General features: G+C 74.2%; 19 protein-coding genes, 1 tRNA gene and 1 pseudogene. 5 read left to right on the top strand and 16 right to left on the bottom strand.

Annotated features, from left to right (window positions below; genetic code table 11):
• Window positions 1–6: 6 nt before the first annotated feature.
• Together Asi02nite_RS17040 and Asi02nite_RS17035 are read left to right on the top strand one after the other, a co-directional pair.
• Window positions 7–561: a hypothetical protein gene (locus tag Asi02nite_RS17040; protein WP_203714026.1), complete on the top strand. Its 555-nt coding sequence runs from the start codon at window positions 7–9 to the stop codon at window positions 559–561.
• Window positions 562–577: 16 nt separating this feature from the next.
• Window positions 578–1,048 (top strand): glycosyltransferase, encoded by a 471-nt coding sequence (locus tag Asi02nite_RS17035; RefSeq protein WP_203714025.1) that lies wholly within the window; start codon window positions 578–580, stop codon window positions 1,046–1,048.
• Here the strand turns inward: Asi02nite_RS17035 and Asi02nite_RS17030 are convergent.
• Together Asi02nite_RS17030 and Asi02nite_RS17025 are read right to left on the bottom strand one after the other, a co-directional pair.
• Window positions 1,015–1,938 carry a ketopantoate reductase family protein gene (locus Asi02nite_RS17030; RefSeq protein WP_203714024.1) on the bottom strand — a complete coding sequence of 308 codons (924 nt, stop codon included), beginning with the start codon at window positions 1,936–1,938 and terminating at the stop codon, window positions 1,015–1,017. The two genes, Asi02nite_RS17035 and Asi02nite_RS17030, sit on opposite strands and share 34 nt — an antisense overlap.
• A 26-nt stretch (window positions 1,939–1,964) precedes the next feature.
• Complete coding sequence (locus Asi02nite_RS17025; RefSeq protein WP_203714023.1) at window positions 1,965–2,951, bottom strand: serine/threonine-protein kinase; 987 nt, start codon at window positions 2,949–2,951, stop codon at window positions 1,965–1,967.
• Between the two features lie 279 nt (window positions 2,952–3,230).
• Here Asi02nite_RS17025 and Asi02nite_RS17020 point away from each other — a divergent pair, with 279 nt between their 5' ends.
• Window positions 3,231–4,238 carry a sugar phosphate isomerase/epimerase family protein gene (locus tag Asi02nite_RS17020; RefSeq protein ID WP_203714022.1) on the top strand — a complete coding sequence of 336 codons (1,008 nt, stop codon included), beginning with the start codon at window positions 3,231–3,233 and terminating at the stop codon, window positions 4,236–4,238.
• 50 nt (window positions 4,239–4,288) lie between these two features.
• Here Asi02nite_RS17020 and Asi02nite_RS17015 read toward each other — a convergent pair whose 3' ends face one another.
• Window positions 4,289–4,624 carry a hypothetical protein gene (locus Asi02nite_RS17015; RefSeq protein ID WP_203714021.1) on the bottom strand — a complete coding sequence of 112 codons (336 nt, stop codon included), beginning with the start codon at window positions 4,622–4,624 and terminating at the stop codon, window positions 4,289–4,291.
• A gap of 264 nt (window positions 4,625–4,888) precedes the next feature.
• Between Asi02nite_RS17015 and Asi02nite_RS17010 the strand changes: the two genes are divergently transcribed.
• Window positions 4,889–4,961, top strand: a tRNA-Asn gene (locus Asi02nite_RS17010).
• Window positions 4,962–5,081: 120 nt separating this feature from the next.
• Here Asi02nite_RS17010 and Asi02nite_RS17005 read toward each other — a convergent pair.
• From Asi02nite_RS17005 to Asi02nite_RS16955, 12 genes and pseudogenes are all read right to left on the bottom strand, one after another.
• Window positions 5,082–6,920 carry a 1-deoxy-D-xylulose-5-phosphate synthase gene (locus tag Asi02nite_RS17005; protein ID WP_203714020.1) on the bottom strand — a complete coding sequence of 613 codons (1,839 nt, stop codon included), beginning with the start codon at window positions 6,918–6,920 and terminating at the stop codon, window positions 5,082–5,084.
• A gap of 5 nt (window positions 6,921–6,925) precedes the next feature.
• Window positions 6,926–7,930, bottom strand: coding sequence for an adenosyl-hopene transferase HpnH (gene hpnH, locus Asi02nite_RS17000; RefSeq protein WP_203714019.1), 1,005 nt, complete (start codon window positions 7,928–7,930; stop codon window positions 6,926–6,928).
• A gap of 3 nt (window positions 7,931–7,933) precedes the next feature.
• On the bottom strand, window positions 7,934–8,884 hold the full coding sequence (ispH, locus tag Asi02nite_RS42990; RefSeq protein ID WP_444541773.1) for a 4-hydroxy-3-methylbut-2-enyl diphosphate reductase: 951 nt from the start codon (window positions 8,882–8,884) through the stop codon (window positions 7,934–7,936).
• An 81-nt stretch (window positions 8,885–8,965) separates the two neighbouring features.
• A pseudogene (locus Asi02nite_RS42985) lies at window positions 8,966–9,349 on the bottom strand (phosphorylase family protein); the annotation flags it as partial.
• Between the two features lie 71 nt (window positions 9,350–9,420).
• The gene (gene shc / locus Asi02nite_RS16990; RefSeq protein WP_203714017.1) at window positions 9,421–11,352 is read right to left on the bottom strand and encodes a squalene--hopene cyclase; all 1,932 of its coding nucleotides are present in this window, start codon (window positions 11,350–11,352) and stop codon (window positions 9,421–9,423) included.
• Entirely contained in the window at window positions 11,349–12,359 is a 1,011-nt protein-coding gene (locus Asi02nite_RS16985; protein ID WP_203714015.1) for a polyprenyl synthetase family protein, read from the bottom strand. The genes shc and Asi02nite_RS16985 overlap by 4 nt, the downstream gene beginning before the upstream one ends.
• The gene (hpnE, locus tag Asi02nite_RS16980; protein ID WP_203714013.1) at window positions 12,356–13,738 is read right to left on the bottom strand and encodes a hydroxysqualene dehydroxylase HpnE; all 1,383 of its coding nucleotides are present in this window, start codon (window positions 13,736–13,738) and stop codon (window positions 12,356–12,358) included. The genes Asi02nite_RS16985 and hpnE overlap by 4 nt, the downstream gene beginning before the upstream one ends.
• Entirely contained in the window at window positions 13,735–14,589 is an 855-nt protein-coding gene (gene hpnD / locus Asi02nite_RS16975) for a presqualene diphosphate synthase HpnD (protein WP_203714012.1), read from the bottom strand. The genes hpnE and hpnD overlap by 4 nt, the downstream gene beginning before the upstream one ends.
• Entirely contained in the window at window positions 14,586–15,449 is an 864-nt protein-coding gene (hpnC, locus tag Asi02nite_RS16970; protein ID WP_203714011.1) for a squalene synthase HpnC, read from the bottom strand. The genes hpnD and hpnC overlap by 4 nt, the downstream gene beginning before the upstream one ends.
• A 205-nt stretch (window positions 15,450–15,654) precedes the next feature.
• Entirely contained in the window at window positions 15,655–17,763 is a 2,109-nt protein-coding gene (locus tag Asi02nite_RS16965) for a bifunctional phosphatase PAP2/O-acyltransferase family protein (protein ID WP_203714010.1), read from the bottom strand.
• Window positions 17,764–17,823: 60 nt separating this feature from the next.
• Entirely contained in the window at window positions 17,824–18,786 is a 963-nt protein-coding gene (locus Asi02nite_RS16960; protein WP_203714009.1) for a DMT family transporter, read from the bottom strand.
• Window positions 18,787–18,869: 83 nt separating this feature from the next.
• Entirely contained in the window at window positions 18,870–19,628 is a 759-nt protein-coding gene (locus Asi02nite_RS16955; RefSeq protein ID WP_203714008.1) for an SDR family NAD(P)-dependent oxidoreductase, read from the bottom strand.
• Between the two features lie 100 nt (window positions 19,629–19,728).
• Here Asi02nite_RS16955 and Asi02nite_RS16950 point away from each other — a divergent pair, with 100 nt between their 5' ends.
• Window positions 19,729–20,955, top strand: coding sequence for an FAD-dependent oxidoreductase (locus tag Asi02nite_RS16950; protein WP_203714122.1), 1,227 nt, complete (start codon window positions 19,729–19,731; stop codon window positions 20,953–20,955).
• Here Asi02nite_RS16950 and Asi02nite_RS16945 read toward each other — a convergent pair.
• A partial coding sequence (locus Asi02nite_RS16945; protein WP_444541772.1) for an ATP-binding protein occupies window positions 20,939–23,199 on the bottom strand: 2,261 nt, incomplete at its 5' end. The genes Asi02nite_RS16950 and Asi02nite_RS16945 overlap by 17 nt on opposite strands.

The following is a 23,199-nucleotide window of genomic DNA, read 5'->3' as shown; positions in this document are numbered from 1 at the left end:
TGGTCGGTGACCGCGAGGACCCCGTCGACCTGCTGGTCGTCGCCACCGACGTGTACGCCTGGAAGCTGCTGCGCTGCGACCGCGGCCTGGCTCGAGGCCGCCGGGTTCGTGTTCGAGCCCGTCCGGGAGGGCCTGCCCTACGACTCGGCCGCGCCGCGGAGCACGCTGTCGGGCCTGCGCGACATGACGGCCATCTTCGCCGACCGCGGCATCGGCGCCGACGCGGTGCGGCTGGCGGCCGCGACCAGGACCGACGTGGTCGTCGTCGACTGCCTGCTGCTCGGCGCGCTGCGCACGGTCCGCGCGGCCGGCCTGCCCACCGTCTCGCTCGTCCACACGCTCTGGAGCTTCTTCGCCGCGGAGGCACGCGGCCCGATCGGCGCGATCATGCGGATACGCGGCATCCGGATGCGCCAGGCGCTGGAGTCACCGAAGCTGAGCCTGGTCACCGTCCGGCCGCGGCGCTGCCGGCCGGCGTCCGGCACGTCGGCGTCGTCTGGCGGGACGAGCCCATCCCCGCGCCGCCGCGCACCGACCCGCCGCGGGTGCTGGTCAGCCTGACGGCCAGGAGAAGGCGTTGCAGTCCATCCTGGACGGCCTGGCCGACCTGCCGGTCGAGGTCGTGGTGACGACCGGGCCGGCGATCGACCCGGCCGTGCTGCGGGCGCCCGCCAACGCGACCGTCCACCGGTGGGCCGACCACGGCGCGCTGCTGCCGGGCACCGCCCTGGTCATCGGCCACGGCGGGCACAGCACGACAGCCCGGGCGCTGGCGCACGGCGTACCCCTGCTGGTCCTGCCGATGCACCCCATGATGGACCAGCCGGCGATCGGCGCGGCCGTGACCCGACTGGGGGTCGGCCGCGCGCTGAGGAAGAGCGCCGGTCCGGCGGAGATCCGCGCCGCGGTCACGGCCCTGCTCGCCAGCACCGCCGACCGCACGGCGGCGACCCGGCTGGGCGCCGAGATCCGCGAGCACGACGGCGCGGTCCGCGCGGTGGACCTGGTCGAGGCCTACGTCGGCGCGGGTGCCAGCCCCCGCTCGTAGACCGCCAGGTTGACGTCGGCTGCCGCGAGCAGCGGGGTGGGCACCTCCAGGTCGCGGGCGCGGCGCACCAGGTCGCCGACGATCGCGTCGCGTTCGACCCGGCGGCCGGCGCGCAGGTCGCGGTAGACCGACGAGGTGGTCGTGCCGCCGGTCGCCGTCAGGGTGCCCAGCAGGCCCCGGGTGGCTTCCGGGCGCGGCGGGAAACCGGCCGCCCGCGCGACCCGGCCCGCCTCGTCGGCGATCGCGGTGGCGAGGTCGGCGCCGCCGGGCACCGCGTTGACGTCGCCGACGGTGCCGCGGCCCAGGCAGTTCACCGCCGTGACCGAGGCGAGGAAGACCCACTTCTCCCACATCTCCGTCTCGATCGCGTCGGAGAGCGCGGAGTCGAAGCCGGCATCGCTCAGCGCCTCGTGCACCTCCTGGGCGCCCTGCGCCGGCGCGCCCGAGAGCGGGCCGTAGCTCATCCGGACCGGGCCGCCGAGCCGCACGATCTCGCCGTCGTCGGTGAGGGTGGTGGCGACGTAGCAGACGCCGCCGTACACCTTGACGCCGAACGCCGCGACGAGCGTGTCGATGTGCGCGAGACCGTTGAGGAACGGCACGATCGTGGTCCGCGGGCCGACGGCGGGCGAGAGGTCGCGGATCGCGCCGTCCAGGGCATAACCCTTGACGGCCAACAGGACGATGTCGTACGGCTCGGCGACCCGCTCGACGGTCGTGACGTCGACCCGCTCCGGCGCGCTGTCGGGCTCGCGGATCCGCAGGCCCCGCTCGGCGAGATCCGCCGCGCGCCGGGGCCGGACCAGGAAGGTCACGTCCCGCCCGGCCCGCGCCAGCCGCGCGCCGAAGTAGCCGCCGACCGCGCCGGCGCCGATGACCAGAATGCGCATATCGCCCCCCGATGCCACACTCCACCCTAGTCAGCGCGGTGGCGACCCGCCGCGATCCGCGAGTGCTCCTCGAGGCGCGCGGCGGCGCCGTCGCGCACCGTGTCGCCGATGTCCGTCGGCGCCTCGGCCGCGGCCGAGGTCCAGGGCGACGTCGGCTCCTCGTCTTCCGGCAGCGCGGCGAGCGGCGGCAGGTGCACCCGGGCGTCGGCGGCCTCGGCCAGCAGCAGCGCCGCCGCGAAGCTGGTCGGGCGCGGGTCCGGCTCGGGGTCCAGGCAGGACAGGCAGACGTCGGCGACCTCGGCCGGCAGGTCCGGGATCGCCGGGAGCCGCACCGGGAGCAGCGCGGGCGGCGCGATCACGTCGCCGTTGCGGGGCGGTGGCGGGAATGGCAGGCGACCGGTGAGGCAGAGGTAGAGCAGCACGCCGAGGGCGTACATGTCGGTGGCCGGGGCCGCGGGCAGCCCGCGGAACCGTTCGGGGGCCATGAACGCCGGCGTGCCCGTGATCGTCCCGTCGGCGAGGCGGTCGTCGCTGCCGGCCAGCACCGAGATGCCGAAGTCCAGCACCTTGGCGCCGTACGGCGTGAGGATGACGTTGGCCGGCTTGACGTCGCGGTGCACGAGTCCGGCGACGTGCGCGGCGGCCAGGGCGGCGCTCACCTCGGCGCAGACCCGCACGGCGATCCGCCAGTCGAGCGCGCCGGCGCGCAGGTGCTGCGCGAGCGTGCGCCCGTCGGCGAACTCCATGACGATGTAGCGCAACGGCGGACACACCCCGACGTCGAACACCTCGGCGACGTTGGGGTGCGCCAGCGCGGCCACGGCCCGGGCCTCGGCGAAGACGAGGTCGTCGGGCGTCGCGGGGTCGTCGGCGTCGCCGTGCATGACCTTGACCGCGACCGTACGGCCGAGCATCTCGTCGCGCCCACGCCACACCTCGGCGGCACCGCCCATCGCGATGCGCCGCTCCAGCCGGTAACGACCGCCCAGCAGCCGCGTGACCTCGTCCTCCATCGGGGGAGGGTTTACCCATCTGGCGGCGGCGGACACACCCCGTACCCCTCCGGTGTGATCGGACGGCGCGTCGGCGGGGTTTCCACGGGCGGCGCGTCGATCTAGAGTGAAGCCCGCAGCCGCGGAAGCGGCCGGCAACCGGGCGGGAGGCGCAACCCGCCCGGTCGCACGGGCTCTGCCCGGCCGGCTCGTCGACGTGGCGGCGAAGACCGCACGGACGGTCTCCTCGCGCCTGTCCACCACCAGGATCCCGGGTCATCTACAGGGAGAAGAAGGACAATGGCGCGACCCATCACGCTCTTCACCGGCCAGTGGGCCGACCTGCCGTTCGAAGAGGTGTGCCGGCTGGCCTCCGAGTGGGGCTACGACGGGCTCGAGATCGCCTGTTGGGGCGACCACTTCGACGTCGACAAGGCGGTCAACGAGGACGGCTACGTCGACCGCAAGCGCGAGACCCTGGCGAAATACAACCTGCAGGTGTTCGCGATCTCCAACCACCTGGTCGGCCAGGCGGTCTGCGACCACCCGATCGACGAGCGCCACCAGGACATCCTGCCGGCCCGCGTGTGGGGCGACGGCGAGCCCGAGGGGGTCCGGCAGCGGGCCGCCGACGAGATCAAGACCACCGCCCGCGCGGCCGCCAAGCTGGGCGTCAAGACCGTCGTGGGCTTCACCGGCTCGTCGATCTGGCACACCGTGGCGATGTTCCCGCCCGCGTCGGCCAGCATGATCGACCGGGGGTACGAGGACTTCGCCAACCGGTTCAACCCGATCCTCGACGTGTTCGACGAGGTGGGCGTCCGGTTCGCGCACGAGGTGCACCCCAGCGAGATCGCGTACGACTACTGGACCACCAAGCGCACCCTCGAGGCGATCGGCAACCGGCCGGCGTTCGGGCTCAACTGGGACCCGTCGCACTTCGTCTGGCAGGACCTCGACCCGGTCAACTTCATCTTCGACTTCCAGGACCGGATCTACCACGTCGACTGCAAGGACGCGAAGGTACGCACGGGCGACGGCCGCCGCGGCCGGCTCAGCTCGCACCTGCCCTGGGCCGACCTGCGCCGCGGCTGGGACTTCGTCTCCACCGGGCACGGCGACGTCCCGTGGGAGGACTGCTTCCGGGCCCTGAACGCGATCGGGTACGACGGCCCGATCTCGATCGAGTGGGAGGACGCCGGCATGGACCGTCTCGTCGGTGCCCCCGAGGCGCTCGAGTTCGTCCGCCGGCTCGCCTTCGACGCCCCGAGCGCGGCCTTCGACGCCGCGTTCTCCAGCAAGGAGTAGGCACAGCGAAGGCCCCGCGCCGGCTCGGCGCGGGGCCTTTCACAAGATCGTCAGGGCATGGGCTTGGTCGGGGCCGCCGACGAGGACGACGGTGTGGTCGCTCCCGTCGAGGCCCGCGACGAGCCGATGCTGCTGGTCGAGGACGAGCCGTTACCGGAACCGGAGCTCATCTTCTCGCCGATCTTGCTGTGGCTGATCTTGTCCTTACCCTCGGACACGAGGCGGTTGGCCTGGGCCTGTGCGGTGCCCTTGGCCTCCTGCACCGTCGGGTGGTCCATGACCTTGCGGGCCTGCTGGACGATCTCCTCGTACTTCTCCCGGCCCGCGCGGGCGCCCAGGACGAAGCCCGCGGCGAGTCCGCCGATGAACCAAAGCTTTCCGCGCATTGCGGCTCCTTCCCTGTGCCGGACGCGTCGTTCCACGTGCGCGGCAACGTTGCTGTCCCCGGTTACCTACCCATCGTGCAACCGAGCCATGCTTCGGAAGCACTATCTGACTAATTTGCCCTGTTTTCGGCACTCCCGGGCGTGAACCCACCCGGAACCCTCGGGCAGTGCGTGTCGTACCCCCACCCGATGACCCCGAAACGACGCGCATCCTGTAGTCTTCGTACCGGTCGCGCGGCGCCGGGGAACCGGCGAAGCACCCGATCCCCCGTAGCTCAATTGGCAGAGCAGCCGGCTGTTAACCGGCAGGTTTTTGGTTCGAGTCCAAACGGGGGAGCAACGAGTGGGCTGGGGCGTGTGTTCGCGGAAAGCGCGAACCTCGCCCCCTCGTATATCTGCTCAGGGGGCCGAGCCCCCTGAAAACCCACGTTGCGGTGCCTGCGGTGGGTTCTTTCGCTTACGCCAGCGGCAGCTCCCGCCGCACCGCGTCCGCGATGCTCTCCGCACCCAGGCCGCGCGCCGTCAGGATCGCGCTGCGCGAGCCGTGCGCCAGGAAGCGCTGCGGCAGCGCCAGCGACCGCACCGGCACCCGTACCCCGGCGGATCGCAGGGCCCGCGACACCGCGTCGCCGTAGCCACCGTGCGCGCCGTTGTCCTCGACCGTCACCACCAGCCGGTACGCCGCCGCGGCCGCCACCAGCTCCGGGTCCACGGGCAACAACCACCGCGGATCCGCCACGGTCACCGGCACACCATCGAGCGACAGCCGCTCAGCCGCCACGAGCGCCGGGGCCCCGAGGGGCCCGATCGCAAGAATGAGCACTCCGTCGGCGGCCACACCCACCGTGGTGTCCCGCATGCCGCCTGAGGCCGGGACGTGGTCCGTGCCCGCGCGGAACAGGCCGCCGGGGGCCGAGCCCGGGCGACGGCCGCCGGCCGGGCCCCAGCGGAGCACGTCGGCTGTGCCCAGCTTGCCGACCGCGGCCAGCGCCGGACCCACGTCCGCCTTGGGGAAGCGCAGCGCCGCCGGGCCGTGGTGGGCCACCGCCTCGCGCAGCAGCAGCCGGAGCTGCTCGCCGTCGCGCGGCGCGGCCACCCGCATGCCCGGCACCATGCCGAGCAGCGACAGGTCCCACATCCCGTGGTGGGACGGGCCGTCGCTGCCCGTGATCCCGGCCCGGTCGAGCACGAACGTCACCGGCAGGCGGTGCAGCGCGACGTCCATCAGCACCTGGTCCAGGGCCCGGTTCAGGAACGTCGAATAGACACAGACCACCGGGTGCAGACCGCCCGTCGCCAGCCCCGCGGCCGACGTGACCGCGTGCTGCTCGGCGATCCCGACGTCGAAGGCCCGCGACGGGTACGCGTCCGCGAACGCCCGCAGGCCCGTCGGCCCCAGCATGGCCGCGCTGATCGCCACCACGTCCGGCCGTTCGGCGCCCAGCGCCACCATCTCCGCGCCGAAGACCGAGGTCCAGCTCTGCGCGCCGGACGGCGGCCCGGCCGGGCCCACCGTGTGCATCCGGTCGGCCTCGTCCTGCTCCGCCGGCGCGTGGCCCAGGCCCTTGCGGGTCAGGCAGTGCACCACCACCGGCGTGCCGAGCGACCGCGCCTTGCGCAGCGCGACCTCGACCGCCGCGGCGTCGTGGCCGTCGACCGGGCCCAGGTAGGCCAGGCCGAGCTGCTCGAACACCGAGGCCGGCGGCCCGTCCCGCAATGCCGCCAGGTGGCGGCCGACGGCGCCCGCGGTCGGTGCGTACGAGCGGCCGTTGTCGTTGAGCACCACCACGATCGGCCGTTCCGGCGCGGCGGCGATGTTGTTCAGCGCCTCCCACGCCATGCCGCCGGTCAGCGACCCGTCGCCCACCACGGCCACGACGGCGCGGTCGGGCCGCCCACCCAGGGCGAACGCCTTCGCCAGCCCGTCGGCATAGGACAGCGCCGTCGACGCGTGCGAGTTCTCCACGAGGTCGTGCGCGCTCTCTGACCGCGACGGGTAGCCGGACAGCCCGCCCTCCTGGCGCAGGCTGTCCAGCGCGGCCCAGCGGCCGGTGAGCATCTTGTGCACGTACGCCTGGTGCCCGGTGTCCCAGACCAGCGCGTCGTGCGGCGAGTCGAACACCCGGTGCAGCGCGATGGTCAGCTCCACCACGCCGAGGTTGGGTCCGAGATGCCCACCTGTCCGGGTGACCGACGAGATCAGCAGTGAGCGAATCTCGAGAGCCAGGTCGGGCAGCGACGACTCGGGCAGCGCCCGCAGGTCGCCCGGGCAGTGGATGCGCTCCAGCAGGGCCATCGGTGTCACCGCCCCACGGCCGCCCGCATGGTCTCCTTGAGCGATCCCAGCGTGGCGATCACCGCCGTGGGCTCGTAGCCGCAGTGCGCCATGCAGTTGGCGCAGCGCGGGTCCTTGCCCCGGCCGAAGGCGCTCCAGTCGGTCTCCTCGATGAGCTCCTTGTAGGTGGCCGCGTAGCTGTCGTCCAACAGGTAGCACGGCCGCTGCCAGCCCAGCAGCGAGTAGGACGGGATGCCCCACGCGGTGCACTCCAGGTCCCGCTTGCCCTCGAGGAAGTCGAGGAAGACCGGCGAGTGGTTGAGCCGCCACTTCTTCCGGCGCCCGTTGGCGAACGCCTTGGCGAACAGCTCGCGGGTCTCCGAGACGCCGAGCCAGTGCTCCTGGTCAGGCGCCTTCTGGTACGCGTACGCGGGCGAGATCTGCATGTTGTCGACCTCGACCACGTTGTTCAGGTAGTCGAGGACCCCGATGACGGTCTGCGGCGTGTCGGTGTTGAAGAACGTCGTGTTGGTCATCACCCGGAAGCCCGCGGCCTTGGCCATCTTGATGGCCTCGATCGCGCCCTCGAAGCCGCCCTCGTGGCTGACCGACAGGTCGTGCCGCTCCTTGAGCCCGTCGACGTGCACCATCCAGGCGAAGTTGCGGTGCGGCTTGAACTTGTGGAGGTGCTTGGGCATCAGCAGCGCGTTGGTGCACAGGAACACGATCTTGTTGCGATCCAGCAGCTGGCGCACGATCTCGTCGATCTGCTTGTGCATCAGCGGCTCACCACCGGCGATCGAGACCATCGGCGCGCCGCTCTCCTCGATCGCGGCCACCGCCTGCTCGACCGGCATCCGCTTCTTGAGCAGCGCCGCGGGCTGTTCGATCTTGCCGCAGCCGGCGCACTTCAGGTTGCACGCGAACAGCGGCTCGAGCTCCACCAGCAGCGGGAACTTGTCCCGGCGGAGCAGCTTCTGCTTCAACAGGTACCGGCCCAGCCGAACGCTCTGCCGAAAAGGCATCCCCATCGTTCAGCTCACCTCCTTGGGCAGTGTGAAACGCAGGACTTCCGGATCCGCGGCCGGCTCGGCCACGGTGAGGGGTCCGAGTCCGCTCAGGCAGTCGACGAGCTCGTCGACCAGGGTGGGCGGCGCGGACGCGCCGGCGGTGACGCCGATGCGGCGTACCCCGGCGAGCATGGACAGGCCGACGTCGGCGGCGTGGTCGACCAGCGTGGCGCGGACACCCTCCCGCCGCGCGACCTCGACCAGGCGGACCGAGTTCGACGAGTTCGCCGAACCCACGACCAGCATCAGGTCGCAGTCGGCGGCGATGTCGCGTACGGCGCGCTGGCGGTTGGTGGTGGCGTAGCAGATGTCGTCGCTCTTCGGCGCCTGGATCTCCGGGAATCGCGACCGCAGCACGTCGGCGATCTCGGTGGCCTCGTCGACGGCGAGCGTGGTCTGCATGGCGTACGCGACGTTCCCGGCGTCCCGCGGCACCACCCGGGCGGCGGCGGCCACGTCCTCGACCACCACCACGTCGGCGGGTGCCTCGCCGAGCGTGCCCTCGACCTCCTCGTGGTCGGCGTGGCCGATCAGCAAGACGGTGGCCGCGCGCGAGCTGTGCCGGCGCACCTCGGTGTGCACCTTGGTGACCAGCGGGCAGGTCGCGTCGACCACCCGCAGCCCGCGCGCCTCGGCCTCGGCCCGCACGGCGGGGGAGACCCCGTGGGCGGCGAACACCAGCACGCTGCCCGGCGGCACCTCGTCGACCTCCTCGACGAAGACCGCGCCGCGACCCTCGAGATCCCGCACCACGTGGGTGTTGTGCACGATCTGCCGGCGTACGTACACGGGGGCGCCGAAGCGCTCCAGCGCCCGGTCGACCACGTCGATCGCCCGCTCGACGCCGGCGCAGAACGAGCGGGGGTTGGCCAGCCGCACCTCGCGCTCACCGGTCGCGGCGGCCCAGGCGTCCAGCGCCGGGACGGCGCGGCGCAGCGCGGCCAGCGCGCGGATGCCCCGGGCGGCGGTGCCGGGTCGCAGCAGCGGCGCGTCGGCGGTGTCGACGATCGCGCGGACCACGGCGAACGGTGTCTGCGTCGGTGCCAGCCAGGCCGACTCGGTGTCGACGGCCAGCGCGCCGCTCGCGGCCAGCCGGCGGCGGGCCGCCTGCCCGGCCACCCGGCGCTGCGAGGCGATCGGGCCGAGGTGCACGACCAGCCCGAGCCGGCGCAGTTCGGCGGCGAGCAGCGGGGCCGAGGGGCACTGCCGGACGCTGCCGTCCGGGCCGCGTACCTCGGTGGCCACCACCAGGTCGCCGGGGCGCACGCCGGGCCCGAGCCCGCCGCCGACGCCCGCCACCAGCACGGGTCGCCCGCCGAGCGCGCCGGAGGCGTCGAACGCGCCGGCCGCCCGCCGCGGGCCCATGCCGACCCGCAGCACCGCCGTGGCCGCACCGCGCAGGGCGCGCCGCTCGACGCCGAGCGCGACACAGATGACGGGCGCGTGCCTGGTCACGGTGTGACCTTCAGATAGCGGCCCAGCGCCGTGATCGGGAAGACCAGCCGGTAGAGGTGGTAGTTGATGTAGAAGTCGCCCGGGAAGCCGGTGCCGGTGAAGTGGTCCTCGTCCCAGCACCCGTCGGCGCGCTGGGTGCCGATCAGGTGGTCGATGCCGGCCCGGGTCGCCGGGTGGTCGGTCTCGCCGGCCGCCAGCAGCGCGAGCAGCGCCCAGGCGGTCTGCGACGGGGTGGACGCGCCCTTGCCGGCCCAGTTCGCCGGGTCCTCGTAGGACCGCAGGTCCTCGCCCCAGCCGCCGTCGGGGTTCTGGTGCGCGACCAGCCAGTGCACCGCCGCGCGGACGGCCGGCGCGCCCGCGTCGACGCCGGCCTCGACCAGGGCGGGCACCGCGGCACCCGTGCCGTAGACGTAGTTGGCACCCCACCGGCCGAACCAGGAGCCGTCGGACTCCTGGTTGCGCAGCAGCCAGGTGACCCCCCGCTGGGTCACCGGATCGCCGGTGCGGCCCTCGTAGGCCAGCATCTCCACCACGTGCGCGGTGACGTCCGCCGACGGCGGGTCGATGACCTCGCCGAAGTCGCAGAACGGCAGCTTGTTGGCGAGCGTGCGGGTGTTGTCGGCGTCGAACGCGCCCCAGCCGCCGTCGCCGGACTGCATGCCCACGGTCCAGCCGACCCCGCGCGCGACCGCGCCCTCGATCTCGGCGCGCAGCGGGTCGTCCGCCGGCAGCCCGGCGGCGACGCGGCGCAGCGCGAGCACGATCTCCGCGGTGTCGTCGGTGTCGGGGTAGAGGTCGTTGGCGAACTCGAACGCCCAACCGCCCGGTGCGAGGCCGGGCCGGCGCACCGCCCAGTCGCCGGGCACCGAGATCTCCTCGCCGAGCAGCCAGACCGTCGCGCGGCGGACCGCCTCGTCGGTGGCCGGCACGCCGGCGTCGAGGAGCGCGACCAGGGCGAGCGCGGTGTCCCAGACCGGCGACTGGCAGGCCTCCAGCCGGCGCACCCAGCCCGCCTCGGTCTCCTCGCGGATCGTGAACGCGTCGAGGCCGGCGAACCCGGCCCGCAGCGCCGGGTAGTCGAGTGGATAGCCGAGCAGGTGCAGCGCGAGCAGCGAGTAGACCCACGGCGGCTGGATGCCGCCCCACGAGCCGTCGGCCTCCTGGCGGGCCAGGATCCACTCGGCACCGCGCCGCTGGGCCAGCTCGCGCAGGGGCTTGAACGCGTGCCGGCCGTAGAGCTTGAGCACCCGGTCGGTGCGCTGGAAGAAGCCCGTCCAGCTCCACAGTGGCGCGCCGGCCGGCGGGCGGGCGCCGCTGCGCAGCTCGTCGATGCCGATCGGCATCGGGCGCACGGGGCGCAGGCTGCCGACGATGGTCAGCGGCACCACGGTCTGCCGGGCCCAGCACGCCCAGTCGTAGACGTTGAGCGGGAACCAGCGCGGCAGAAAGATCATCTCGGGTGGCAGCTCGGGCAGGTCGTCCCAGGACCAGAGCCCGAACAGCGCCATCCAGATCCGGGTGAACACCCGGGTGCGCTCCAGCCCGCCCATCTCCATGACGAACGCGCGGGCGCGGGCCATGTGGGCCGCGTCCGGATCGTCGCCGGCGAGCTTGAGCACCACGTACGCCTCGACGGTCGTCGACAGGTCGCCGGGACCACCGTGGAAGTTGGCCCAGGTGCCGTCGTCGCGCTGCTGCGAGCGGATCCACCGGGCGGCTTCCTCGGTCTGCTGCTCGGTGCGGATGCCGAGGAACTGCCGCAGCAGCAGGTCCTCGGCGTCCATCGTCACGTTGGTGGCCAGCTCGCCCTTCCACCAGCCGGCCACGTCCTGCCGCCTGCGCAGGTGGTCGACGGCGGCGGTGAGCGTCGCGGCGAGCGACCGCGGCGGTTGGTCGAGCGCCGGCGTCCCGGCGACGGTCGTGCTCATGAGTCCCGGTCCACGATGAACCTCCCCAGGGCCATCAGTTCCGTTCGGGCTTCCTCGTCGATGTCGACGGTGGACAGTGCCTTCTCCGCCAGCGACATCCGTTCCCGCGCCTCGGACAGCGCCCATTCCCTGCCCCCGGCCAGCTCCACCAGGTCCGCGGCGCGGCGCAGGGCGGCGTCGTCCGGGTCGCCGGGCGCCCGCAGCCAGGTGGACAGCTCCGGGCCGTGCCGCGGGTCGCCGAGCGTGTAGGTGACCGGCAGCGTCTTCTTGCGGGAGCGCAGGTCGGAGAAGACCGGCTTGCCGGTCACCGCCGGGTCGCCCCAGATGCCCAGCACGTCGTCGACGAGCTGGAACGCCAGGCCGACCTGGGCGCCGAACGTCCGCAGCGCGGCCTCCGCCGGCTCGGCCGCGCCGGCCAGCACGGCGCCGATGGAGGCGCTTGCGGCCAGCAGCGAGCCGGTCTTCCCGCTGGCCATCTCGATGCACTCGTCGAGCGTCACGTCGTCGCGCGTCTCGAACGCCACGTCCTGCACCTGGCCGCGGGTCAGCTCGCGGGTGGTCGCGGCGAGCAGCAGCCCGGCCCGCGCGGCGGCCGGTGTGCCGGCCTCCAGCACCACCTCGTGCGCGAGCGCGAGCAGCGCGTCGCCGGTCAGGATGGCGGTGTCGCCGCCCCAGATGGCCCAGACGGTGCGCCGGTGCCGGCGTTCGACGTCGCCGTCCATCAGGTCGTCGTGCAGCAGCGAGAAGTTGTGCACGAGTTCCACGGCGACCGCGCCGGGCAGTCCGGTCCGGGCCGGCGCGCCGACCGCCTCGGCGGAGAGCAGCGCCAGTGCGGGCCGGATCGCCTTGCCCCCGTTGCCCTGGCCGGGCGTCCCGTCCGCCGCGCACCAGCCCAGGTGGTAGGAGGCGGCCAACCGGCTGGCCGGGTCGAGCCGGGCGACCGCGGCCCGCAACGCGGGGAGCAAGAGCTCGCGGCTGCGGTCCAACGCGGGCAGCGTCTGTGTCATGCCGGCACCCCCTGACGCCTCTGCGGGCCGGCGGCGGCGGGGCGGCCGGCCCTCTTGTCTACAGTGGACGCGTCGAGGGCGGCGTCGGCGGCGGTTTCGCCGCTACGCACGGCACCCTCCATAGTGGCCGGCCATCCGGTGTCCGTCCATGCCCCGGCCAGGAAAAGGTCCGGGACGGCGGTCACCGCCCGCGGCCGCAGCCGCTGGGTGCCCGGCGCCGCACGGAAGGTCGCGGTGCGTTCGCGGGTGACGAAGAAGTCGTCGACGGTCGCCTCCGCGAGCGTGGGGAAGAGCGCCACCAGGTCGGGCAGGAGCAGCTCGCGCAGCTCGGCGACGGGCAGGTCGACCAGCTCGGCGGCGGCCGACAGCGACACCGCGAGATATTGCGCGTCCGGTCGGCGCGCGGCCAGGCCCGACGAGGCGGACCGGTCGAACACCCACTGGATAGGGGTCCCGACGCCGGCCACGAACGGCTCGTCCAGCACCCGGCGGTCGACCACCAGGTGCACGTTGACGATCGGTGAGCTGTCGAGCGCGGTGACACCGAGGTCGGGCGCGAGCCGCGCGGCCACCGCCGGCGGCACCGCCAGCACGACCTGGCCGGCGTCCAGCGTCCCGGCGTCGCGCAGGCGCACCGTGAAACCCGCCTTGCCGCGCTCGACCGCGTCGACCTTGGTGCCGGTACGCACATCCACCCCGGCCGCGGCCAGCGCCGTGGCGGCCGCCTCGCCGTGCAGCTCGCGCAGCGGGACCGTGGCCCACCCGATGTCGGCGGCGTCGTTGTCGGTGAGCAGCCCCACCTGGAACACCATCGCGGCCAGGGCCAGCGAGGCCTCGTCGGCCGGCACGTTGAGCGTGGCCAGCCCGACCAGGTCCCACATGGCCCGCACGGTCTGCGCGTCCTGCCCCTGCTCGCGCAGCCAGTCGCCGAAGCTCCGGTCGTCGAGCGCCGGGTCGGCGCGGTCCAGCGCCTTCATCGCCAGCGCCGCCTTGGTGAACCTGAACCGCTGCATCGGGTTGAGCAGCCCGTAGCCGAGCAGCGCGCCGCCCAGGTGCAGGGGAGCCGGCAGGTTGTTGCGGCGCAGCCGCGCGCCGCCGGCGCCGGGCTGGCGGACGGCGATGTCCAGCCGGTCCTGCAGGTGGGTGCGGTCGGTCACGCCGAGCCGGTCGAGCAGTCCCCGGTACGCCGTGCAGCAGCGCAGGAACACGTGCTGCCCGTTGTCGACGTCCAGGTCGCCCCGGTGGAACGAGTGCGTGAGCCCGCCCAGCCACGGCTTGGTCTCGACGAGGGTCACCCGCCGGCCCGCGTCGGCCAGCCGGAGCGCGGCGGTGATGCCGGCGAGCCCGCCGCCGACCACCGCGACATCGGCCCGGGTCACGACACACCCGCCATGGCGCGCACCGCGACGGTCGCCTTCTGCCAGCCGGTCAGCGACAGCCGCCGGTCGTAGACCAGCCGCGGGTTCGTGGCGATCTGCTCGAGCAGCCGCCGGTAGATGCCGGACATGGCCGCGGCGCACGCGGCGCTGCGGCGGTCGAGCAGGGGGAGCAGGCGCAGGCCGCGCTCGTACCAGAGCCGGGCCCGGTCGGCGGCGAACGCGATGAACCGGGCCAGCCCGCCGTCGCGGTCGACCAGGTTGCCCTTGGCGTCCAGGGCCAGCCGCACGCCGAACCGGTGCAGGTCCTCGGCCGGCAGGTAGACGCGGTTGTTCGTCAGGTCCTCGCGGATGTCGCGCAGGATGTTGACCTGCTGCAGGGCGATGCCGAGGGCGTCCGCGTACTCGCTCGCCCGCGGGTCCGCCCGGGAGCCGAACACGCCGAGGCAGAGCCGGCCCACCGAGCCGGCCACGCACCGGCAGTAGCCGACGAGCTGGTCGAAGGTGTCGTAGCGGGTGCCGTCGAGGTCCATCTGCACGCCGTCGACGAGCTCGCCGAACGCGCCGACCGGCAACGGGTAACGCCGGGCGGTGTCCGCGACGGCCAGCAGCACGGGGTCGGTGCTGCGGTCGATGTCGGACAGGTCGGCCTTGAGCCCGGCCAGCGCCGTCGTCTTGGCGGCCGGCGCCAGGTCACCGTCGCCGATGTCGTCGATCCGGCGGGCCAGGGCGTAGACGGCGCACAGGCTGGTCCGCTTGGCCGGCGGCAGCAGCCGGATGCCGTAGTAGAAGTTGCGGGCCTCCGTGCGGGTGATCGTCTCGCAGGTCTCGTACGCGGTGGCGAGGGTGCTCATCGGGACATCACCCCCGAGCCCAGCGACGCGGCGACGGCCTGCGCGAGGACGTCGCGTTTCTTCGGTCTCGGTGTCGCCGCGAGGACGTCCCAGCCGGCGCGGCGCAGCGCGTAGAGGGTGGCCCGGCCGCCGGCGACGTAGCCGGTGACCGCGAGCCGGCCCCAGCCGCGCAGCGCGGGCAGCAGCGGGAGGCCCTCGTCGAGCAGGGTCCCGGCGCGCTGGGCCTCGAACTCGACGAGCCGGCGCACCGCCGGGGTGGCCCGGTGGGCGTCCAGGTCGGAGGGGCGCACGCCGAACCGGTCGAGGTCCTCGAGCGGCAGGTAGATCCGGCCGTTGCGGCGGTCCTCCGCGACGTCCTGGCAGTGCTCGACGATCTGCAGCGCGGTGCAGATGCGGTCGGAGAGCTGTTCGAGCCGCGTACCGGTGGCGCCGAAGACGGCGAGCACGATCCGGCCGACCGGGTCGGCCGACAGCCGGCAGTAGGCGACCAGGTCGTCGAACGTGCCGTAGGCGGCCTTCTCCTGGTCCAGCAGGTTGGCCGCGACCAGGTCGTGGAACGGCTTGGCGGTCAGGCCGCGGTCGGCCACGGTGGGGCTCAGCCGCTGGAGCACCGGGTGGCGTGGCGTCCCGCCGCCGAACAGCACGTCGATGTCCTCGTCGAACGCGCGCAGGGCCGGGCGGCGGTCCCCGTGGCCGGTGTCGCCGAGGTCGTCGATGACCCGGGCCACGTCGTACACGGCGAGCAGGTGCGCCCGGTGACGGCGCGGCAGGATCCGCAGTGCCACCGGGAAGTTCTCGGCTTGCTCCTTGGCGCGCAGGTACGCGTCGCCGGCGCCGGCCGGGTCAGGGAGGGAGGTCATGTCCGCCATGCTCCCCCGGATCGAGTCGATTCCGCCGCCGCCGGGTCGCCTTTCGGCGATCATGACGGACGTCACCTCGCTCGATTGATCCCCCTGTATCGAGCCCATCTTTTGGTGCTGCCCCCTTCGTCCGCGGTGCCCAGGCCACCCGCGGCGATTGCCGTCGATCGACTCGTGTCGCCGGCCCGTGGGTCTGGTGCGCCGGTTAGCCCATATCTTTACGGACAGGTATGCCTTCTTCGCGGAAAACAGGCCAGAATGGTCCAAATTCCTCGCTTGATCTGCCGCGTGGTCCGGAGTCGGGTGCGCCCGACCGCCGGGACAGCTCGTCGATGACCGCCACCAGCGCGGCGGCGAGCCGATGCGCGTCGACGCCGAGCGCGGGGTCGACGCTGACCCCGATGTCCAGGCACCGGTCCCAGCCGAGGACGCCGATCGCCAGCGGTGTGCCCGGTGCCGGCGGGACGACCGGATACACCCAGCGCACGGTGCTGCCCGCCAGCCGGAAATCGCCACTCGGGCCAGGCCGGTCGGCAACGACGCCTTCGATGAGCTTCCCGTGTACGACCTGGGCAAACCGCCGCTGCACGGGCGGCGGCACACCGCCCGCGGCGGTGCCGACCAGGAACCGGACGGCCCGCGCGCGGGTGCCCGAGCGCAGCCGCTCGCCACGGCGCACGGTCTCCCGCAGCCGGTCGACCTCGTCGAGCGGCGCGAGCGGCAGGGCGATCGGCACGGTCGTCGTGGCAATGCCCTGGCCGGTGGGCGCCGGCATCGTCACCCGCACGCCGACCTGGAGATCGCCGCCGGCCGGCAGCATCCGCCGGAGCGCGCCGGCGCAGGCCGAGCGGAGCAGGTCGGCCGGGGCGACGCCGTAGGCCCGGGCCGCCTCCTCGACCAGCGCGGTGGGCACCTGGCCCAGCGCGAAGTCGCGGTCGCCGGGCGCGCCCACGGGCAGCCGGCGCCCGACCTGACCCTCCCGGGCGAGTTGGCCGATCCCGGTGAGCACCGCGCCGGCCCGCTTGACCGCGCCGAGCGGGCCCAGGTCGGTGCCGGTCGCCCGGGGACGGGGCTCGCACAGCTCGAAGATCGTTTCCAGGCCGTCGGCGACCGTGCGGTGCGCGACGAACACGACGACCACCTCGCCCGGTGCGACTCCCGACACCGTCCAGCAGCGCCACAACGGCCGGTCGCGGGGGAGCGGCGTGCCCTGCACGGCGGCCACGAACGCCGCCAGCGCCGCCGGGCCGCCGGGGGTGCCGTTGCCCCGGGCCACGTCGTGCACCGGCAGGTGCCAGTCCCAGTCGAGGTCGCCGGTTGGCTCCCAGCGTGGCCGCCGCCAGAACGAGCCCGCGGCCACCCGGTGCCGGAACCGGGGCATGCGGTCCAGCCCGGCCCGGAGCCGGGCCGCCACGTCCGCCCGGACCTCGGCGGCCGGGCGCCGGTCGCGCAGCACGACGACGCCGCCGGCGTGCTGCGCGGCGCCGGTGAGGGTCTCGCCGAGCAGGACGAACGCGTCGGCCGGGGCCAGGCGTGGCCGTTTCGCGTCGGGCTTGTCCGTCACCACCGCCATCAGGCCGACCGAGACCAGGGTGACCAGGGCGCCGCCGACGGCGTCGAGGATGTAGTGGTTGGCGGTCGCCATGATGACCGTCGTGGTGAGGCAGACGTACAGGCCGCAGATCGCCTTCACCCACCATTTCCCGGCGAAGATCGAGCTGACCACGATGGAGAACCACAACGCCCACCCGACGTGCAGCGACGGCATCGCCGCGAGGTGGTTGGCGTCGGCGGTCAGCGGCGAGCCCCAGGAGCCGAAGGTCTTGCCGGCGGTGACGGTGTCGACGAAGCCCTCGCCCGGCAGCAGCCGCGGCGGCGTCGCCGGATAGATCGCGAAGATGGAGATGCCGATCAGGTTGATCAGCAGGAACGAGCTGCGCGCCCAGCGGTACCACGTCGACCGGGTGAGATAGAGGATGATCAGCAGGCCGAACGAGGTCGTGACATAGCCGAACGCGTACTCGTAGTTGGCCAGCACCGAGAGGGTCCCGCGCGGCGCCAGCCAGGCGTTCAGCGCCGGCTCGACGTCGATGTGCAGGAACCGTTCGAGGCCCAGCAGGTCGCGGCCGTGCGCGAGGGCGATGCTGTCGCGCGACATGCCGCCGCCGCGGGAGATGGCCACGTAGAGCACCACCACCGCGGCGACGAGCACCAGCTCCCGCAGCAGCCGGGGCCGGGGCCGCTGGACGCGCACGTCAGCTTCGCCGTCCGGGCTCCCCCACGCGGTCGGCTCAGGCCCCTTGTTCAGGTGCACAGTTCCAGATTGCGTCGCCGCCCCCGTTTCCGGGCCGAAACGCGCAGCTCGGCCCGTGGCTCAGTGGCTCGTCTGGGGGCGCGGAGGGCCGTGGGACCGGCCCGTCCGCACCCGTGCTTCCTCGTCCTGTTCGGCCCGCACGCTGGGCGAATGCGCGAGACCGATCGCTCCCGCCGATATCAGCACGGCCGCGATCGCCAACGCTGTGAGCTGCGTCGCACTTTGCGGAAGTGTGACGTTGAACGCGAAGATGCCGATCAGGTAGCTCGCGACCGGATTGGTGATGTTCATCGCGGACACGGCCGGAGGGAGCGAACCGGCCGCGAACGCTCCCTGCTCCAGCAGCAGACCGGTCAGGGTCGAGACCGCCAGGGCGTACCCGGGCCAGTCCGTGGCGGTCGCGGCGATGCCGCGGTGCACGAGGTCGTCCACGGTCAGGCTCAGCGCCACCGCGCTGTAGGCGAAGCAGAGGCCGGCCGCGATCGCGACGAGCGTGGAGTGCAGGCCCGGCCGGCGACCGGTGGCCAGCCCGACGATCACGACGACCGCGACCGCCACGACCAGCCCGGCGAGGATCGCCCAGCCCCGGTTGGCCACGTCCGCCCGGGGCGCCACACCCCGCACGGAGAGGAACAGCGCGAGGCCGCCGCAGATCACCCCGGCCGAGGCCAGGTCGCGCCAGTTGGGCCGCTGGTGCCGCAGCGACAGCGAGATCGGCAGCGCGAACAGGAGTTGGGTCACCAACAGCGGCTGGACGAGCGCGACGGAGCCGAAGTGCAGCGCGGCCGCCTGCACGCCGAACCCGAAGAGGTTGGCGCACCAGCCGATCAGCCACAGGGGCCGGCGGAACAGGCGCCGGATGAGCCGGATCAGCGAGACGACGACCACCACGTGCTTGGGTGTGCCGGCCTCGCCCGGGTGGGCCGGGGCGTAGTCGGTCTCGCGGGCCGCGTGTTGCTGGAGAGCGGCCGAGGTGCCGAAGAGGAACGCCGCGAACACCGCGAAAGCTACCGCTAAGGCCACACCCGATCCCTACGTCCTATGCCACCGTCGCTCTGGCGTACCGGGCCATCCATCGAGCTTCGCACAGATCGACGGGCAGCCCCTCAACTGCCGCCGAACCGGCTGGCCAGGGCGCGGTAGGCGCCGGGAAGGGTACTCCGGACCGCGACCGGCAACCGGAGCCACCCGGGCCGATAGAGTTCCGCGCCACCCGTCGCGATCAGCCTGACCAGGTCGCGGCCGACCGGCCCGGGATCGAGTGGGGCGGGCCGCACCCGGGCGTACGGGCGGCCGCGGCGCGCGAAGAACTGGGTATCGACGACACCGGGCACCAGAACACCCACGTCGACGCCCGTCCCGCGCAACTCCAGCCGCAGGCTCTCGGCGAAACCGTCCAGCCCCGCCTTGGTCGCCGCGTACACCGCCTCGCCGGCGACCCCGGTGCGGCCGGCGATCGAGGTCACATAGGCGAGGTAGCCCCGGCCCCGCTCGCGCATGCCCGGCAGCAGCACACCGGTCAGCGCGATCGGCGCCGCGAGGTTGACCGCCAGCAGCCGGTCGCGGTCGCCGTCGGGCATCTCCTCGAAAGGTCCGGCCCAGCCGCCGCCCGCGCTCGCGACGAGGATGTCGACCCGCCCCGCGCGGTCCAGTGCCGCCCGGCCGAGCTTCTCCGCCTCGCCGGCCGTGCCCAGCTCGGCGACCAGGGCGTGGCCGTCGAGCCGGGCGGCGAGCGCCTCCAGCGCCGGCCGGTCGCGGCCGTGCACGACGACGTTCGCGCCCGCCTCGGCCAGGGCGAGCGCGGTGGCTCGGCCGATGCCCGACGAAGCGCCGGTCACCAGGGCGACCGCTCCGGAAATCCGCATCACCCCATCTTCGGGTACGACGGTCCACGGCGGACGGAAGCGGTAGGATTCCGTTGCGTCGATTGACTGCGTCGATCCAGGGAGACCGATGCCTGCTGACCTGCCCGGCTCCGCCGACGTGGTCATCGTCGGTGGTGGCCTGGCGGGTTTGGCCGCCGCCCGCCGGCTGCACCGCGCCGGGCTCGACTGGGTGCTGGTCGAGTCGGCCGACCGGCTCGGCGGCCGGGTCGCCACCGACCAGGTCGACGGCTACCGGCTCGACCGGGGCTTCCAGGTGCTCAACACCGCCTACCCGCGGCTGGCCGCGCTGGTCGACCTGGCCGCGCTCGACCTCTGCCCGTTCACGCCGGGCGTGCTGGTCCGGCGCGGGCCCGACCTGGTCCGGCTGGCGGCCTCGCTGCGCCCGGGGGTGCTCGGCGCGTCCCTCGGCGCGGCCAGCCGGCTCGGCTCCCGGCTCGACCTCGTCCGGTTCGCGGCGCTGGTGGCCCGCGACGCCACGCTGCCGCCGGCCCGCCTGCTGGCCGCCCCGGAGACCACCACGGCCGCGGCGCTGAGCCAGGCCGGCCTCTCCCACGCGTTCGTCGAGGAGCTGGCCCGGCCGTTCCTGTCCGGGGTGCTCGCGGACCGGTCGCTGGAGACGTCCAGCCACGTGCTGGCGATGATCGTGCGCTCGTTCGCGCGCGGCCGGATCGCCGTGCCGGCGGCCGGGATGGCCGCGCTGCCCGCCGCGGTCGCCGCGCCGCTGCCGGCCGACCGGCTGCACCTGTCGGCGCCGGTCGGCGCGGTCGCGCCCGGCACGGTGTCCCTCGTGGACGGCGCCGTCGTGCGCGCCCGCGCGGTGCTGGTCGCCGCCGCGACCGACCTGCTGCCGGCCGTGCCGATGCCCCGGATGCACGCGCTGACGACCTACTACCACGCCAGCCCGGAGCCGCCGCTGGCCGAACCGACCCTGGTGCTCGACGGTGACCGGCGGGAGCTCGTCGCCAACACCGTCGTGGTGTCGGCGGCCGCGCCGTCCTACGCGCCGCCCGGGCAGGCGCTGATCTCCACGTCGGTGGTCGGCCCCGACGCGCCGCCGGAGCCGGTGGTCCGGGCCGAGCTCGCCCGTCTCTACGGCGTGTCGGCCGCCGGCTGGACCCACCTGACCACCGTGCCGATCCCGGCCGCCCTGCCCGCCGCGCCGCCGCCGCAGGGCCGGCTGCGCAAGCCGGTCGCGCTCGGCGAGGGCCTGTTCGTCGCGGGCGACCACCGGGACAGCCCGTCGATCCAGGGCGCGCTGGCCAGCGGCTGGCGCGCGGCCGGCGCGGTCGTCAGGTCCCTGCGCTGACCTCCGCCACGGCCCGGTCGAGGCCGAGCGCCTCGCCCTGCGCCCACGCGGCCGCGTACGCGTCGGCGCCCAGCCGGGCCTCCGCCAGCGACCGGTCCAGCTCCAGCGCCGGCCACGGTGCCACGCAGGCGCGCATCCACAGCTCGGTCGACGGGATCCGCAGCGCGGTGGCCGCGGCCGTCAGGCGGACGGCCTTCACCGGGTCACCGGCGCGGCCGGCGAGCTCGGCGAACGCCGCCAGGAACGTGCTGACGACCGCCTCGTCCCGGCCCTCGGCCGCGAGCCCGATGCCGTCGACCAGGTGCCCGCGGGCCCGGTCGGGATCGTCGAAGGCCAGGCAGCAGATCGCCGCCGTGTAGTTGGCCAGCAGCGCGGCGAACGGCTCCTGGCCGCCGGCCGACGAGCCGAGCGCCACCCGCAGGTGGTCCCGCGCGTCCTCCGGACGGCCGTCGCCGACGGTGAGCAGCGCGAGCCGGCTGTGCACGTAGCTGACCTGCCAGCTGTCGCCCAACCGGGCGGCGCTGGCCAGCGCCTCAGCCCGGTAGCGCGCGGCGAGCTCCGGATCGTCGGCGACCGCGAACGGGCCGAGGGTGGCAGTCGCGAGCGCCAGGCCGCCGTCGTCGCCGGCCGCGCGCAGCAGCGGCAGCGCCCGCTCCAGCATCGGCAGGGCCTGGTCGACCCGCCCCGCGGCGAACGCACCACCGCCCGCGAGCACGAGCGCCAGCCCGGTCGACTGGTCCGGCAGCCTGCCGGCACCGTGGTGCATGATGTCGGCCAGGTGCCGGTTGACCTCGTCGATGTGTCCGCGCCGCCACCAGAACAGCCAGCTGACCCGCAGCAGGTCCAGGGCCACCGCCGGGTCGTCGTGCGCGAGGATCCAGTCCAGCGCGACGTTCGCGTTGTCGTGCTCCAGCTCCAGCCGGCTCAGCCAGTCCGGCCCGGCCGGGCCCTCGAGGTGCGGCTGGGCCGCCCGCGCCAGCCCCAGGTAGTGCCGCGCGTGGTCCCGGTGCGCCGCGTGCCAGCCGTCGCCGGTCCGCAGGCGCTCCAGCGCGAACGACCGGATGCTCTCCAGCATCGTGAACCGGGGCGTGCCGGTCCCGGTCGTGTGCTGCCCGACCAGCGCCGACTCGACCAGCGCTTCGAGCCGCGGCAGCGGGTCGCCGCCCGCGACCGCCGCGATCGCCTCGAGGTCACAGCCGCCGGCGAAGACGCCCAGCCGCTCGAGCAGCGCCTGCTCGGCCGGTTGGAGCAGGTCGTAGCTCCACGCGATGGTGTCGCGCAGGGTGCGCTGCCGGGCGGGCAGGTCGCGGGCACCGCCGGTGAGCAGGGCGAGCTGGTCGCTCAGGTGGTCCACGATCGCCTGCGGGCTGAGCATCCGCACCTTCCCCGCCGCCAGCATGATCGCCAGTGGCAGCCCGCCGAGTCCGCGGGCGATCGCGGCGACGGCACCGACGTTCGCCGGGGTCAGCGCGAAGTCGGGGACCGCGGTGCGGGCCGCCGCGACGAACAGCCGGACGGCCGCCGAGCCCGCGACGACGGTCTCCGGGTCGGTGGAGTCGGGCGGCCCGGACAGCGGCGGCACCGCGTAGACCCGTTCGGCGGTGAGGCGCAGCGGCGCCCGACTGGTGACCAGCGCGGTCACCCCGCGCGCGGCCCGGACGAGCTCGCCGATCTCCGGTGCGGCCTCGATGAGCTGCTCGAAGTTGTCGACGACGAGGAGCAGCCGCCGGCCGCGCAGCCAGGACCCCACGTCGCTGCCGGTGCGCAGCCCGAGCCCGCGGGCCAGGGCCTCGCCGAGCAGGCCGGCGGACGTGACCATGGACAGGTCGACGAAGCGCGCGCCGTCGGGGAACCGGTCCGCCAGCTGCTCGGCGACCGCCACGGCGAGCCGGGTCTTGCCGATGCCGCCGGTGCCGGTCAGCGTGACCAGCCGGACGTCCGCCTCGACGAGCAGGCCCGTGAGCTCCGCCAGCTCCGCCTCGCGGCCGATGAGCGCGGTCCGGTACGCGGGCAGCCGGCCGGCCGCCGCGGTCGGCGGCACGGTCGGCTCGACCTGCCCGAAACGCTCCGAGAGCAGCACGGCGAGGTCGTGCAGCACGTGGTCGTGCAGCTCCGCGACGGTCCGGAAGCCCCGGTACGACACCGTGCGGTCCTGCCGGACCCGGTCGAGCATGGCCGACAGGCGCGGGTCGCGCGCGACCGGCTCGCGCACGTAGAGGAGCCGCGGGAGGGCCTGGGCCAGCT

This window comes from Asanoa siamensis (genome assembly GCF_016862555.1).
Classification (GTDB): Bacteria; Actinomycetota; Actinomycetes; order Mycobacteriales; family Micromonosporaceae; genus Asanoa; species Asanoa siamensis.
Note: the sequence above shows the minus strand (reverse complement) of the source record. Positions and strands in the feature narration are given on the sequence as shown.